The following is a 14,317-nucleotide window of genomic DNA, read 5'->3' on the forward strand; positions in this document are numbered from 1 at the left end:
CAACCCTTTGCGAGCGTCTGTTATATGTGGCTCCTACAGCCATCGGCGCGTCCCCTTGAAATACGCCTCCGCGTCGCTGCCGAAGGTTTTGGCCAAGGCGTCCTCTTCCGGCAACACAAAACGCGCCTTCAGCACCACGACAAAAATTGGCAGCAAAAACAGGCTGATAGGCTGGCCGCGTCCAAAAATGGCGCCAATCAGGATGATCACCATGGCCAGATAAATGGGGTTGCGCGACAGGCGGAACGGGCCCTCGACGATCAGCTTGTGCGGCATGTGATGTGGCTCGATGGTGGTCTTGCGTCGCCAAAACCACGCCGCCGCCCATCCGATCAGCGCCAGACCAAGGCCAATCAGGCTCCAGCTGAGCGCGGTTGTGAATGTGCCAACAGGAAAGCCGGGCACGACTTTTTCAATGGCCCAGTTCAAAACCAAAAACACGACAAGCCACACAGGCGGAAGATCAGGAAACCCCTTCATGGGCGCACCATGCCGGTGAATACGCGCCGCGCCAACCCCATCATTGTTTCAAAAATACCTCGGGGGAGGAGCGTCAGCGACGGGGGCAGAGCCCCCTAAATACAAAAAGACCCGCACCGACGCAGTCGGGGCGGGCCATTTCTACAGAGAAAATCGGGCGTTACGCCGCTGCAAGATCGCGCAGCACGTAATGCAGCACGCCGCCATGCTCGATATATTCTTTCTCGATCGCGGTATCGATCCGGCATTTCAGCATGATGTTTTTCACGGTGCCGTCGGCCATCGTGATCTCACAAGGCACTTCGGACAGCGGCTTCAAATCGCCCTCCAGCCCGGTGATCGACACGGTTTCTTCACCGGTCAGACCCAGCGATTTGCGCGAGTCGCCCCCGGTGAATTCAAACGGGATCACGCCCATACCCACCAGGTTGGAGCGGTGGATACGCTCAAAGCTCTCGGCAATCACGGCCTTCACACCCAAAAGCGCGGTGCCTTTTGCCGCCCAGTCGCGCGACGACCCTGCCCCGTATTGCTCGCCCCCAAAGATCACCAGCGGCGTGCCGTTGGCTTGATGCGCCATGGCCGCGTCAAAGATCGAGGTCTGCGCGCCATCAGGGCCCTTGGTGTAGCCACCCTCAACGCCGTCCAGCATCTCGTTCTTGATGCGGATATTGGCAAACGTGCCGCGCATCATGATCTCGTGGTTGCCCCGGCGCGAGCCGTAGCTGTTGAACTCACGCGGCGCGACCTGACGGTCGATCAGGTACTGACCCGCAGGGGTCGATTCCTTGAACGCGCCAGCTGGTGAGATGTGGTCAGTGGTGATCATGTCACCCAACAGCGCCAGCACTTTCGCGCCCTTAACATCCGCAATCACGCCGGGCTCCGCCGACATGCCTTGGAAATAGGGCGGGTTCTGCACATAGGTCGAGGTCGCCGGCCAGTCATAGGTCAGGCTGTCGGTGGTTTCCACGCCCTGCCATTTCTCGTCGCCTGTGAAGACCTCGGCATATTTCTCCATGAAGGCTTCGCGGGTCACGGTTTGCTCGACCAGTTCGGCCACCTCTTGTGACGTCGGCCAGATGTCTTTCAGGTAAACGTCATTGCCGTCCTTGTCCTGAGCGATGACGTCCGATGCGAGGTTGATATCCAACGTTCCGGCCAGCGCGTAGGCCACCACCAGCGGCGGCGATGCCAGATAGTTGGCGCGTACGTCAGGCGAGATGCGGCCTTCAAAGTTGCGGTTGCCTGACAGCACCGATGTTGCCACCAGATCGCCCTCGGCAATCGCATCCGACAGTTCTTTCTGGATCGGGCCGGAGTTGCCGATACAGGTCGTGCAGCCATAGCCCACCAGGTTGAACCCAATTGCGTCCAGATCTTCCTGCAGCTCGGCCGCTTCCAGATAGGCCGAGACTACCTGAGAGCCCGGCGCCAGCGACGTTTTCACCCAAGGCTTGCGGTTCAGCCCCAACGCCCGCGCTTTACGCGCCACCAGCCCTGCCCCGATCATCACATAGGGGTTCGATGTGTTGGTGCACGACGTGATCGACGCGATCACCACCTTGCCGCTTTCCATCGTGTAGTCTTCGCCTGCAACGGCCACTTCTTTGCCCATCGGGCGTTTGAAGGTCTCTTCCATCTCGCGGCGGAACGCAGCACCGCCCTCGGTAAGCGCCACGTAATCCTGCGGGCGTTTCGGGCCCGAGATCGCAGGCACAATCGTGCCCATATCAAGGCTCAACGTGTCGGTGTAGATCGGGCGGTAGCCCGCGTCGCGCCAGAAGCCGTTTTCTTTGGCGTAGGCCTCAACCAATGCGATGGTTTCTTCTTCACGGCCGGTCGTGCGCAGGTAGCGCAAGGTCTCGCCGTCAATCGGGAAGAAGCCACAGGTCGCACCGTATTCCGGGGCCATGTTGCCGATGGTCGCCCGGTCTGCCAGTGGCAAGCGGTCCAAACCTTCGCCGAAGAATTCGACAAATTTGCCCACCACGCCTTTTTCGCGCAGCATCTCAACCACTTTCAACACGAGGTCGGTGCCGGTGGTCCCTTCCACCATCGCGCCGGTCAGCTCAAAGCCGATCACTTCGGGGATCAGCATCGAGATTGGCTGGCCCAGCATCGCGGCCTCCGCCTCAATCCCGCCAACGCCCCAGCCCAGCACGGCCGCGCCGTTGACCATGGTCGTGTGGCTGTCCGTGCCCACCAGCGTGTCGGGATAGGCCACCATCTCGCCATTCTGGTCGGTGTCAGACCAGACCGTTTTGGCGAGATATTCCAAGTTCACCTGGTGGCAGATGCCGGTGCCGGGCGGCACCACGCGGAAATTGTCAAACGCGGATTGGCCCCATTTCAGGAAGGTGTAGCGCTCCATGTTGCGTTCATATTCGCGGTCCACATTCATCTGGAACGCGCGCGGGTTGCCGAACTCGTCGATCATGACCGAGTGGTCGATGACCAGATCAACCGGGTTCAGCGGGTTGATCTTTTCAGCGTCGCCGCCCAAAGCCACCAGCCCGTCGCGCATCGCGGCCAGATCGACCACCGCCGGAACACCGGTGAAATCCTGCATCAAAACGCGCGCCGGACGATAGGCAATCTCCTTCGGGTTCTTGCCGCCGGCCTTGCCCCAATCGGCAAAGGCCTTGATGTCCTCGACATGCACCGTCTTGCCGTCTTCAAACCGCAGCATGTTCTCCAGCACCACCTTCAACGCGGCAGGCAGGTTGGAAAAGTCGCCCAAGCCGGCCTCTTCGGCGGCCTTGATGGAGTAGAAAGCATAGGACTTGTCGCCAACTTTCAGGGTCTTGCGGGTGTTGGAGGTATCGTGTCCGACAGTGACGGTCATGGGCTGTGCTCCTTGAGGGCTGTGGCGATGACAATGAATTTGGCCCTGCTCTACCGCCAAGCGGGTAAAGGGATCAAGGGGGATTCCGACATTTTCGTATACTATTGCATACAATTCGATACGTGCGGCATGTTTTGCCCCTCCCTTCCCTGCGCCGCGCCAATCCGCTAAGGCGGTGAAATGGAATTTTCGGTTCATGATCTGGCCTGCCGACGCGGCGACCTGACGGTGCTTTCGGGGGTCAACCTGACGGTGCGGCCGGGAACCGCATTGATCCTGCGCGGGCCAAACGGGTCCGGCAAAACCACGCTGTTGCGGTGTCTCGCCGGGTTGACGCCGCCTGTCGCGGGGTCGCTGGGCTTTTCCACCGATGACGTCGCCTACGCCGCCCATGCCGACGGGCTGAAGGCGCAGATGACCGTCCTTGAGACAGTGACCTTCTGGGCGCAAATTTTCGGCGCGCACGATGTGGCCGCGGCCCTTGATGCGTTTGATTTGCGCCCGTTGCTGGAGCGGCGCACGCAAAACCTGTCTGCCGGGCAAAAGCGCCGCCTGTCGCTGGCGCGGCTGGTGCTCACCGGCCGGCCGCTTTGGGCGCTGGATGAACCGACCGTGTCGTTAGACACCACCGCCGTTGCGCAATTTGCGGACGCCGTGCGCGGCCATCTCGCAGGCGGCGGCGCGGCCGTCATCGCAACCCATATCGACTTGGGGCTGGCAGAGGCCGAAACGCTGGAATTGTCCCAATTCAGGGCCGCGCAAACAGGTATGGGCGATCCATTCCTGGATGAGGCCCTGTCATGATCGCCCTTCTGCGACGTGATTTGGCTTTGGCCGTCCGCGCGGGCGGCGGCTTCGGCCTTGGCCTCGCCTTTTTCCTGATCCTGTGCCTTCTGGTGCCGTTTGGCGTCGGGCCTGAAAGTGGCACGCTTGCGAAAATCGCGCCGGGCATCCTGTGGGTGGGCGCGTTGCTGGCCTGCCTCTTGTCGCTTGACCGCATCTTCCAACTGGATTTCGAAGACGGCACGCTGGACCTGCTTGCGACCTCACCATTGCCGCTGGAAGGCGTGGCGACACTGAAGTCGCTGGCTCATTGGATCACGACCGGCTTGCCGCTGACAATGGCCGCCGCCCCGCTCGGGCAGTTGCTGAGCCTTCCGGCCCAAGCCACGCCATGGTTGGTTTTGGGGCTCGCGCTTGGCACGCCCGCCTTGTCGGTGATCGGCACGTTCGGTGCGGCGCTGACGGTCGGGCTGAAACGCGGCGGGTTGCTGATTTCGCTGCTGGTGCTGCCGCTCTATATGCCAACCCTACTTTTCGGGGCCGAGGCCGCACGCCGCGGCGCAGAGGGGCTGGACGCCACGACCCCGCTGCTGTTGATGGCGGGGATATCCGCGGGCTGCGTGGCGCTGCTGCCGTTTGCGACGGCGGCTGCTCTGCGCATGAATTTGCGGTGACGTAGCGGTAAAACTCTTCGTCGAAGAGTTTTGAGCAATTTTCTTCGGACGAAGAAAATTCCAACCGCCGTCGCTAACATTCTCGTGGGTTGCGATTGCGGCGCACTGCCAGCTCAAGTAACACCGGCATCATGTCGCTTTGGAGATACGCCAACCCCACGCAGTTCATGCGTACCACGTCGTGGATGCTGCCGCTCTTTTCCGTGTCGGCGGCCATCAGCGTGGCGACGGGGCTGATCTGGGGCTTCTTCTTTACCCCCGATGATTTCCGCCAAGGCTCCACCGTCAAGATCATTTATCTGCACGTCCCCTCCGCGTTGATGGCCATCAATGCCTGGCTGATGATGCTGGTTGCCTCCCTGATCTGGTTGGTCCGGCGCCACCATGTCTCTGCGCTTGCGGCCAAGGCGGCCGCGCCTGTGGGGTTGACGATGACGGTGATCGCCCTGCTCACCGGCGCAATCTGGGGAGAACCCATGTGGGGCACCTATTGGGCCTGGGATCCGCGCCTGACCTCGTTTCTGATCCTGTTTCTGTTCTACCTTGGCTACATCGCGCTGTGGCAGGCGATTGAAACGCAAGATACCGCCGCTGATCTGACCTCAATTCTTTGCCTGGTCGGGTCGGTGTTTGCATTGCTCAGCCGCTATGCGGTGAATTTTTGGAACCAGGGTCTGCACCAGGGCACATCAGTGCCGGTGGCCACCGGCGAACGCTCAGTCTCGGATGTGTTCTTTGTGCCGCTGGCGATCTCTATGGTTGGGTTTGGGTTGCTGTTCATCGCGCTGGTTTTGCTGAGAACGCGCACCGAAATACGAAGCCGAAGATATAAGGCGCTGCTGGCGCGCGAACAGGCCGCCGCTGCTGCTCCCGTTGAAAGTCCCGCGCAATGATGCCTGACCTTGGAAAATACCAGGACGCCGTCCTGAGCGCATATGCGGTGTCCCTGTTGGCGCTGATTGCAATCATCGCGCTGTCGGTCTGGCGCAGCCGGGCGGTGAAGCGTCAGCTTGCGCAAATCGAAGCCCAGCTGGGCGAAAAGCCCAAATAAACTTTAGTAGATGTAACGGATCTGGTCGCTCCAATACCGTTCCATCCGGCGCAGCGATCCGTTGATTTCGTCAATTCCGTTTGTGCCCAGCAAGCCGTTCTTTTCCATCCCCTCCGCGTGGCGGGAGAACAGGCCCTGCACGTGGTCGCGCACTTCGCGCCCTTTTTGGGTCAGACGCACCCGCACCGAGCGGCGGTCAATCTCGCAGCGCTGGTGGTGCATATAGCCCATTTCGACCAGCTTCTTGAGATTGTAGGATACGTTTGACCCCTGGTAGTAGCCGCGCGACTTCAATTCGCCTGCCGTGACCTCGTTGTCGGAAATGTTGAACAGCAGCAATGCCTGGACGGCGTTGATGTCCAAAAGGCCCAGCCGTTCGAATTCATCCTTGATGACGTCCAGCAACAGGCGATGAAGCCGTTCCACGAGGGCGAGGCTTTCCAGATAGCCTGCCATGAAATCATGCGCCTCCGAGGGCATGAAACGTTGCTGAATACTCATCATTTTCTCCGTGGCTTAACTGCTCTTGAAGCGGTGATAGAGCCTCAGAGTTGAATATTCGGTTAAGCCAAAAACGGAATTGAGAAGAATTTTAGCGTTTTAGCGCGCCGCCAGTGGCCACCACATGTGCCATAAGTGCGGCGAAACGGTCCGGCGCGGCGGCCTGCCCCGAGGCCCAAGCATACATGTCATGGTCGTTTTCGCTGAGCATCTCATCATACAGCGCCAGATCCGCGTCGCTCAGCCCGTCCAAACCCGCGGCGGCAAAACCGCCCAAAATCAGGTCCATCTCCTTGATGCCACGCCGCATGGAGCGCAGCTTGAGACGGCGCACCCGCGTCTCGCGCGGCTCGTCATGGCGGGGCTCTTCGCGCATCAGACGCCGTCCAGCATGGCTTTCAGGCGCTTCTCCATCCGGCCCATGCGGTTGGTCAGCCCCCTCATGTCGGCCTGGGTGCGGCGCAGGTCGACCAGCAGCTCGGCCATGTCGGCGGGCAGCGCGCCCTCCTCATCCATGTCGCGCAGCCCCTCGCCCTCGCCGGTCAGCAGCCACATGATCGATACGTTCAACATGCCCGCCATCATCTGCAGCTTGTTGGCGCGCGGCTCGTTGAGGTCCTGCTCCCAGCCGCGCACGGTCTTCAGCTTGACCCCCAGCTTGCGGGCAAAGGTTTCCTGATCCAGCCCCAGCCCTTCGCGGGCGGCGGTCACACGGTCGCCAAATGTTGCCGTGTCATTGCCAAAATAATCTTCTGCCTGCTCGCTCATCGGTGTCTCCATATCAGCGCTTGAACGCGCCTGCTGCCCTGCCTAAAAGCCGAAGAGTACATATGCAACCTGACGAGGCGTCACACTATGTCTTTCCTGTCCGAAACCCTGTCCCGCGTAAAACCGTCCCCCACCATTGCGGTGACGCAAAAGGCCGCTGAGCTGAAACGCGCCGGCAAGGACGTGATCGGCCTTGGCGCGGGGGAGCCGGATTTCGACACGCCGCAAAACATCAAGGACGCCGCTGTGCAGGCCATTGCGGACGGCAAGACCAAATACACCGCGCCAGACGGCATTACGGAGCTGAAAGAGGCGATTTGCGCCAAGATGAAACGCGACCACGGGCTGGACTACACCCCCGCGCAGGTCTCGGTGGGCACTGGCGGCAAGCAGACGTTGTATAACGCGCTGATGGCGACCCTCAACGAGGGCGACGAGGTTGTGATCCCCGCCCCCTACTGGGTGTCCTACCCCGACATGGTGCTGCTCGCAGGTGGCACCCCCGTGGTGGCGGAGGCCTCCTTGCAGACCAATTTCAAGCTGACCGCCGACCAGCTGGAGGCCGCGATCACGCCAAACACCAAATGGTTCATCTTCAACTCGCCGTCCAACCCGACCGGAGCGGGCTATTCGCGCGAGGAGCTGAAGGAACTCACCGACGTGCTGCTGCGCCACCCGCATGTCTGGATCATGACCGACGACATGTACGAGCATCTGGCCTATGACGGGTTCGAATTCTGCACCCCGGCGGAGGTGGAGCCAAAGCTCTACGACCGCACATTGACCTGCAACGGGGTGTCCAAGGCCTATGCCATGACCGGCTGGCGCATCGGCTACGCCGCCGGTCCCGAAAAGCTGATCGCGGCGATGCGCAAGGTGCAGTCGCAATCCACGTCGAACCCCTGCTCCGTCTCGCAATGGGCCGCGGTTGAGGCTTTGAACGGCACGCAGGATTTCCTTGCGCCCAACAACGAGACATTCGTCCGTCGCCGCAATATGGTGATCGAGATGCTGAACGCGGCCGAGGGCGTTTCCTGCCCGACGCCGGAGGGCGCATTCTACGTCTACCCTTCCATCGCTGCCTGCATCGGCAAAACCTCGGCCGCTGGCACGCTGATCGAGAACGACGAGGTCTTTGCCACGGCCTTGCTGGAGGAGCACGGCGTTGCCGTCGTCTTCGGCGCGGCGTTCGGGCTCAGCCCCAACTTCCGCGTCAGCTATGCGACGTCGGATGAGAACCTGAAAGAGGCCTGCACCCGCATTCAGGCTTTCTGCGCGGGGCTGACTTAGGGACCCGCGACTTCGCGAAACAGCGCTTTGGTGTTAGGATCCTCCAACTCAGGTCGGAGGATCCAATGAACGAGACAACAACAGGCCAGTGCTTGTGCGGGGCGTCCAGCTTCAGCGTCACAGAACCCCATAAATTCGCGATTCAATGCTATTGCCGGGACTGCCAGCACGTCTCAGGCGGGGGGCATCTGCCGCAGATCGGCGTCGCCCGCGCCGCATTCTCTTCCGCAGGGCCGGTCAAGACCTACACTCAGAAATCGGACGCGGGCAGCGACCTGTTCTTCTCGTTCTGCGCGGAATGCGGGTCTCCGCTGTTCAAGGCCACCGGCAAGGCCGCTGACCTGGTCTTCATCTACCCCGGCGCGCTGTCACATCCGCCAGAGGTGGATTTTGGCAACCATGTCTTTGAAAGCAGCCGCCAACCCTGGGACAAAGGTTAACGGGGAATTAAGCGCCAAGAATCCCTGTTCCCCGAGCGCACTGACTTGTGCTAGGCACGCCTAACGTTCACGTCACAGGCAAGTAACAGGACATGGCAGGCGAGCTTCCAGAGTTTTATTTTCGCGTTCGGGAGAACGGGGCCACCGTGTTTCGGGTGGACACCGAGAACCGGCAGCGCCGCATCGACATGTCGGAAATTGCGGTGGTCAACGTCAAGAACGGGCAGATCAAGCCGCATGGCGAGCATGAGCTAACGCCTGACGAGATGGAGGTCATCCAGGACTGGATGAACGAACGCATCGCGGTGATGGAAACCCGCGCCATCGATGACATCTACCGCGCCGTGGATTATCTCAACCTCACAACCCACTGGGCGCAGACCCGCGCCGATGAAGAGCAGCTTGAAGACGTCACTGACGGGCTTTTGCTGGCGATGCATGACCTGCGCACCGTGCTGGTCCGCAAGAAGGCGGACCGGCTCTTGAAGGGTGACGGGTAGAACGAAAACCATGTGGTTGGACTGCCCCACCCTGCCGGCGCCCGATGGCGGGCCTGCTACGCCAGCAGAGGGCAAGCGGGCGGGACTTTACCACCGCGCTTACCCCCCATTATGATGCCACGTCGGACCATTGGCTGACGCCGCCACAGCAGGTCGCACAGCGCATCGGCGTCCCCGTCACGCGGCTGGATGACCCCGCCGAATAATGCCATAGTCGCCAGATGAAGTTGTTGAAACGTTTGGCATCCGCGGGCAAAAGGCGCCTCGTCGGAGCCGCACCCGAAGCCCCGCTCTGGGACCATCTCGACGCCTGCGGCATTCCGTTTCGCACCCCGATGGCCGATCTGATTTCCCAATACGGGTCCTACCCGATTGGGTGGAGCGAGGCTCTCGACACCTGCACGCCGCAAGGCCACGCGCAATTCATTGCGGGGCTGGCCCACCAGCCCACTTTCCAGTTTTCCCGCGACACCGACCTGCTGGTGCCGGCCAACTACTTCTTCTGCGCCGTGCAGGAAAGCGCTGACCACCGCCTCAACTACGCCAAGGCGATCCATGCGCTTGTCGGCCTGTTTGGCAAAGGCGAGCCGTCAAGCACGTCGAACACGGTCGCGCGGGAGTGGCGGTTCGGCCATGCGAGGCTCAGCTGCACCGTCTGGCCGCCTGAGCGCCAGGACAAGGGCCGCAATTCCCGGCACGACATGTTTCCAGAAACCATTACCGAAGCGTCGATTACCTTCACCCCCGCGTGGCGGCCGCCGCTCAGCGCCGAAGAACGCGCCTATTGCGAGACCGCGCAGCCTTTGGATTTGGGCGCGCACCAATCCGCCGCCTACGGCCCTGTCGGCCCGCTGACCCGCGACTGGCCGGGTGACTTGGCGTCCCTGCCCCTCGGCCCGGCTTTCGCGCAAGACGATGCGGCGCTGCTATGCGCCACCGCGCCCGGGCTGGTCGACATCGTGCCACGCAGCTGGATCACCGCCATAGCCCTGGATCGCATCACCGGCGGTCGGGGCGGCATGGAGGCACTTGTGAAGTTGAATTTCGCCCGCTCCGGCCAGACCCATTTGCCAGAAAGCTGGATCACGCTGGCCTACGCCCATGGCGACCCGCACGCGCTGGATGCGCAGGCGGAGCAGTTGGCAGCCCGGCTTGGCCTCGAAATCAAGCTCTATGAAGGTCCTTCGGACTAGCCGCCTTGCGCCACACCTGCCGACATCTCGCGGAAGCGGCGCAGGAAGCGCCACCACAGCAGCACCGTGGCAAACAGCAAGCCGATGACCAGCCCCATCCACACGCCCACCCCGCCATAGCCCAGCGTGATGCCAAGAATGTAGCTGGCTGGGATGCCCATCACCCAATAGCTGAACGCGGCCATGATCATCGGCACGCGGGTGTCCTGGATGCCGCGCAGCACGCCAAGCGCCATCACCTGGCCCGCATCCACCAGCTGGAACAGCGCCGCCACCGCCAGCAGGGACGCGCCTATGGTCAGGATCACCTCCCGGTTCGGCTCGTCGGGGGCGATGAAGCCTTTGATCAGCAGTTCGGGCACACCGAGGAACGCGATCATCGTCAGCCCGACAATCCCAAGCGACAGCCCGACGCCCGCCATCCCGCCGCGCCCCAGCCCCGCCATGTCGCCCCGCCCAACCGCGCGACCAGCGCGCACGGTGACCGCCTGGCTCAGCCCGATATGGATCATGAAGGTGGCGCTGGTGATTTGCAGCGCAATTCCATGCGCGGCCAGCGGCAGCTTGCCAATCAGCCCAATGATCAGCGCGGAGGCGGAAAACATGCCGCTCTCGGCCAGATTGGTCAGCCCAATGGGCCAGCCCAGCCGAAACACCTCGTCCAGCGCGCCCGTGTCGGGCCGCCAGATGCGCTGGAACAAGGCGTGGTCCCGCAGCCCGTCGACCTGCGTGGCATAGAGGCCCAGCGCCGCGAGGGTCAGCACCTGCGTCAGCACCGATGCCAAAGCCGCGCCGCGCAGCCCCATTTCCGGGAAGCCGCCATTTCCGAAAATCAGCAGCCAGTTCAGCCCCGCATTGACGCCAATCGCCGCGACGGTCACCCACAGCACCACCTGCGTGCGCTCCATCGAGGCCAGGTAGCTTTTCAGCACCATCACCAGCAAAGACGGGAACAGCCCGAAACCGGCGATGCGCAGATAGTCTTGCGCCAGCGCCGACAGCTCCTCCGTCTGCCCGGCCAATTGTAGCAAGGCCCCCGACCAGATCATTGCGGGCAGGAACACGGCGGCATAGATCACCGACAGCCACATCCCCATGCGGGTGACGCGGCGTATGCGCATCGCGTCGTCTTTTTCGGCCGCTTCCGCCACCATCGGCATCACCGCGAAGGCAAAGCCCGACCCCATGATGAACACCACAAAGAAGAAGGAGGTCGCCAGCACCGAGGCCGCCAGCGCCGTCAGGTCATACCACCCCAGCATGATGGTATCGACCACATGCACGGCAAATTGCGCCAGGTGGCTGCCAATGAGTGGCAGCCCAAGAACCAGAAGGGCGCGTATGTGCTGGGGGTAGGTCATGGCCCAGCGCTACGCCTGCGCCGGGGCCATTTCAAGCGGTAATGCGCGTCAGTACATGTCACCTTCTTGGCGCGGCGCGGTGGGGTTCGCCTTGTTCTTTAGCTGGCGGCCCAATTCCCTTTCGCATTCCTTCAAGCCGGCCGCCGATGGCCCGCCAAGGCCAATGTCGCAGCTTACCACAACATTCAAATGGTGAGCCCTCTCGCCTTTTGGAATAAGGACGTAGGAGCTTTGGTTGACCTGACTGTCGCTGTGTTCGACGTCGTCCGCTGTGTAGATATCGTATTGCGTGCCTTCGTATTCATACGTGCCAATGCGCTTGAAATTCTCAAACGACGAGCAGGCGCTCACCGCCAATATCAGCCCCGCCGCCAATGTCTTCGCAATTGCCTTCATTATCGGTCTCCCCTTCTCTGTCCCTCTTGCAAGTACCGCGCGTTGCCAACACGCGTTGCCAAAAGGATGGCCCAAAGCGCGGCGTTCGACGTCACCAATTCTGGTGATGCGGCCCAAAAAGTTTGGCTGTCCGGATGTCGCTCCATTTGGTCTCAAATACTCATATGTCCCCGCTGGCCCGACGCGCGCCCTTCGGATCAGGGCGGGCGCCGAGCACCGCGAGGCTAAATATGGCGCGCGCCGCAGGCGCTCAATCAGGTCACGCTTGCCTCACGCGCGGCGGCTGTGACATAGCGGTGCAGCAAGACTGACAGGCGAGACCGATTATGGACACCGACACGCTGCCCCCTTTCGTGGCCCAGGCATTGGACTATCTGGCGCAGGGCTGGGACATTGCCCAAGGCTGGTTGCTGTCCCCCGCCGCATGGTCGCAATTTGCCATTCTGGTGGTGGCTTATGGTCTGGCGGTGGTGGTCAGCCGCATGGCGGTGCCCCGCATCGCCAAAGTGCTGACCCCGCCGGCAGACAATCAATCCGCCCTCGCAACCGCGCGCCGTTTCGTGCTGCAATTCCTGCCGCTGCTCTTGCCGCTCATCGCCTTCGTGTTGACTGGCGTCGGCGAACAGGCCACGCGATCAATCTTCGGCTCCGGCGAGGTCATCGCCTTTGGCAAACGCGTCTTCATCTTCATTGCCGCCCGCATCTTCGTGCGCGACATTCTGAAGGTCCCGTTCCTCAAGCTTCTTGGCAAATACATCCTGATCCCGGTGGCCGCGCTCTATGCGGTCGGGCTTTTGGACAACGCCACGCTGTTTCTGGAAGACACCCGTGTGCAGATCGGCAATATCGGCTTCTCGCTGATGGCGATCGTGCGCGGGGTCATCGCGGGGTCGATCCTGTTCTGGCTCGGTGGCTGGTCCAACCAGCAATCCGCTGACTATATCGAGCAGCAGGAAATCCGCCCCTCGCTGCGCACGCTGCTGATCAAGGCGGTCGAGTTCCTGATCTTCGGCGCGGCGTTCCTGTTGTTGATGAACATCATGGGCATCAATCTGTCCGCTTTGGCCGTCTTGGGCGGCGCCATCGGCGTGGGCCTCGGCTTCGGCCTGCAGAAAATCGCGTCCAACTTCATCTCCGGCGTGATCTTGCTCTTGGAAGGTCAGGCCACCGTCGGCGACTACGTGGAACTCGATGGCGGCGAACAGGGCAAGATCGTCAAGATGATGGCCCGCGCCGCCATTCTGGAGACGTTCGACGGCCGCTGGGTCGTGGTGCCCAACGAGGATTTCATCACCACCCGCGTCATCAACTACTCCGACTCCGGCTCCGCCAACCGGTTCGAAGCCCCCTTCTCCGTCACCTACGAGACCGACATCAACCGCGTCCCTGACATCGTGGAAAAAGCTGTCGCCACCCACAAGGACGTGCTGTCCGAGCCCTTCCCCCCCGATTGCGAGCTGCGCGGTTTCGGCGAAAGCGGCGTCGACTTTGCTTGTGAATTCTGGGTGAACGGGCTGGATGACGGGGAGCATAAATACACCTCCGACATCCTGTTTTTGATCTGGAACGCGTTGAAGGACGAAGGCATCGAGATGCCCTACCCGCGCCGCGTTATCGAAATCAAAGGCGGGATGCCCGGTCAGGACTAGGCGCCCAACCGGCATCAGCCCTCAATACCCCATGCCGCCCTCGTCGCGCACCGGCGTCGCCTCCTTGGGGCGAAGCGCCTTGCCGAACCGGGTCCGGCAAGCCTCCAGGTCTTCACCCTCACACACCTCTATCGGCGACGCGGTCGCAAGGTTGGCCCCCGGTTCATACATAAGCAACACAGCGCCCGGCGACAGGAACGGCCCGTCCTCAATCGCGCTATACACCGGGTAGTCCTTGCCCTCATAGGTGAAGGTCCCTACGCGCTTTCGGTTGCCGTAAACGGTGCACGCGGTCACCAGGAAGCTTAGCGCCAGCGCCGCCAATACAAATCGTCTCATAACACCTCTCATTCTTTGCCCCACAGAGCCGCAGCTTGGCCGCT

General features: G+C 61.7%; 18 protein-coding genes. 10 read left to right on the plus strand and 8 right to left on the minus strand.

Features of this window, described 5'->3' with window-relative positions; translation table 11 throughout:
• Positions 1–33 precede the first annotated feature (33 nt).
• Both Q0899_RS06460 and acnA read right to left on the minus strand, forming a co-directional pair.
• Positions 34–480 carry an isoprenylcysteine carboxylmethyltransferase family protein gene (locus Q0899_RS06460; protein ID WP_298356794.1) on the minus strand — a complete coding sequence of 149 codons (447 nt, stop codon included), beginning with the start codon at positions 478–480 and terminating at the stop codon, positions 34–36.
• Between the two features lie 160 nt (positions 481–640).
• On the minus strand, positions 641–3,328 hold the full coding sequence (acnA, locus tag Q0899_RS06465; protein WP_299191651.1) for an aconitate hydratase AcnA: 2,688 nt from the start codon (positions 3,326–3,328) through the stop codon (positions 641–643).
• A gap of 180 nt (positions 3,329–3,508) precedes the next feature.
• On the opposite strand from acnA, the gene ccmA reads away from it, so the two are divergent.
• The 4 genes from ccmA (at position 3,509) to ccmD (ending at position 5,836) form a co-directional block, all read left to right on the plus strand.
• On the plus strand, positions 3,509–4,132 hold the full coding sequence (gene ccmA, locus Q0899_RS06470) for a heme ABC exporter ATP-binding protein CcmA (RefSeq protein ID WP_299191653.1): 624 nt from the start codon (positions 3,509–3,511) through the stop codon (positions 4,130–4,132).
• Positions 4,129–4,785, plus strand: a complete 657-nt coding sequence (gene ccmB / locus Q0899_RS06475) for a heme exporter protein CcmB (protein WP_298297658.1) — start codon at positions 4,129–4,131, stop codon at positions 4,783–4,785. Before ccmA ends, ccmB begins: the two co-directional genes overlap by 4 nt.
• A gap of 131 nt (positions 4,786–4,916) precedes the next feature.
• Entirely contained in the window at positions 4,917–5,678 is a 762-nt protein-coding gene (locus Q0899_RS06480; RefSeq protein WP_299191655.1) for a heme ABC transporter permease, read from the plus strand.
• Complete coding sequence (gene ccmD / locus Q0899_RS06485) at positions 5,675–5,836, plus strand: heme exporter protein CcmD (protein ID WP_298297652.1); 162 nt, start codon at positions 5,675–5,677, stop codon at positions 5,834–5,836. Before Q0899_RS06480 ends, ccmD begins: the two co-directional genes overlap by 4 nt.
• Before the next feature lie 3 nt (positions 5,837–5,839).
• On the opposite strand, the gene Q0899_RS06490 is transcribed toward ccmD, so the two are convergent.
• From Q0899_RS06490 to Q0899_RS06500, 3 genes are all read right to left on the minus strand, one after another.
• Positions 5,840–6,337 carry a winged helix DNA-binding protein gene (locus Q0899_RS06490; RefSeq protein ID WP_298297649.1) on the minus strand — a complete coding sequence of 166 codons (498 nt, stop codon included), beginning with the start codon at positions 6,335–6,337 and terminating at the stop codon, positions 5,840–5,842.
• Between the two features lie 91 nt (positions 6,338–6,428).
• A complete protein-coding gene (locus tag Q0899_RS06495) occupies positions 6,429–6,713 on the minus strand; it encodes a succinate dehydrogenase assembly factor 2 (protein WP_298297646.1) in 285 nt (94 codons plus the stop codon).
• Positions 6,713–7,105 (minus strand): helix-turn-helix domain-containing protein, encoded by a 393-nt coding sequence (locus tag Q0899_RS06500; RefSeq protein ID WP_298297643.1) that lies wholly within the window; start codon positions 7,103–7,105, stop codon positions 6,713–6,715. Before Q0899_RS06500 ends, Q0899_RS06495 begins: the two co-directional genes overlap by 1 nt.
• Positions 7,106–7,192: 87 nt before the next feature.
• Between Q0899_RS06500 and Q0899_RS06505 the strand changes: the two genes are divergently transcribed.
• From Q0899_RS06505 to Q0899_RS06525, 5 genes are all read left to right on the plus strand, one after another.
• Positions 7,193–8,395: a pyridoxal phosphate-dependent aminotransferase gene (locus Q0899_RS06505; RefSeq protein WP_298297640.1), complete on the plus strand. Its 1,203-nt coding sequence runs from the start codon at positions 7,193–7,195 to the stop codon at positions 8,393–8,395.
• A gap of 65 nt (positions 8,396–8,460) precedes the next feature.
• Complete coding sequence (locus Q0899_RS06510; protein WP_298356779.1) at positions 8,461–8,835, plus strand: GFA family protein; 375 nt, start codon at positions 8,461–8,463, stop codon at positions 8,833–8,835.
• A gap of 92 nt (positions 8,836–8,927) precedes the next feature.
• The gene (locus Q0899_RS06515) at positions 8,928–9,335 is read left to right on the plus strand and encodes a hypothetical protein (protein ID WP_298297633.1); all 408 of its coding nucleotides are present in this window, start codon (positions 8,928–8,930) and stop codon (positions 9,333–9,335) included.
• Positions 9,336–9,379: 44 nt separating this feature from the next.
• Entirely contained in the window at positions 9,380–9,541 is a 162-nt protein-coding gene (locus Q0899_RS06520) for a hypothetical protein (protein WP_299191659.1), read from the plus strand.
• A gap of 15 nt (positions 9,542–9,556) precedes the next feature.
• Positions 9,557–10,528: a hypothetical protein gene (locus Q0899_RS06525; RefSeq protein ID WP_299191661.1), complete on the plus strand. Its 972-nt coding sequence runs from the start codon at positions 9,557–9,559 to the stop codon at positions 10,526–10,528.
• Here Q0899_RS06525 and Q0899_RS06530 read toward each other — a convergent pair.
• Both Q0899_RS06530 and Q0899_RS06535 read right to left on the minus strand, forming a co-directional pair.
• The gene (locus Q0899_RS06530; protein ID WP_299191663.1) at positions 10,525–11,889 is read right to left on the minus strand and encodes an MATE family efflux transporter; all 1,365 of its coding nucleotides are present in this window, start codon (positions 11,887–11,889) and stop codon (positions 10,525–10,527) included. The genes Q0899_RS06525 and Q0899_RS06530 overlap by 4 nt on opposite strands.
• Before the next feature lie 48 nt (positions 11,890–11,937).
• The gene (locus Q0899_RS06535) at positions 11,938–12,285 is read right to left on the minus strand and encodes a hypothetical protein (protein ID WP_299191665.1); all 348 of its coding nucleotides are present in this window, start codon (positions 12,283–12,285) and stop codon (positions 11,938–11,940) included.
• Between the two features lie 326 nt (positions 12,286–12,611).
• On the opposite strand from Q0899_RS06535, the gene Q0899_RS06540 reads away from it, so the two are divergent.
• Complete coding sequence (locus Q0899_RS06540) at positions 12,612–13,934, plus strand: mechanosensitive ion channel domain-containing protein (protein ID WP_299191667.1); 1,323 nt, start codon at positions 12,612–12,614, stop codon at positions 13,932–13,934.
• A 21-nt stretch (positions 13,935–13,955) separates the two neighbouring features.
• Here the strand turns inward: Q0899_RS06540 and Q0899_RS06545 are convergent, their stop codons facing one another.
• Positions 13,956–14,273, minus strand: coding sequence for a hypothetical protein (locus Q0899_RS06545; protein ID WP_298297615.1), 318 nt, complete (start codon positions 14,271–14,273; stop codon positions 13,956–13,958).
• Positions 14,274–14,317 lie beyond the last annotated feature (44 nt).

This window comes from uncultured Litoreibacter sp., assembly GCF_947501785.1.
Lineage (GTDB): Bacteria > Pseudomonadota > Alphaproteobacteria > Rhodobacterales > Rhodobacteraceae > Litoreibacter.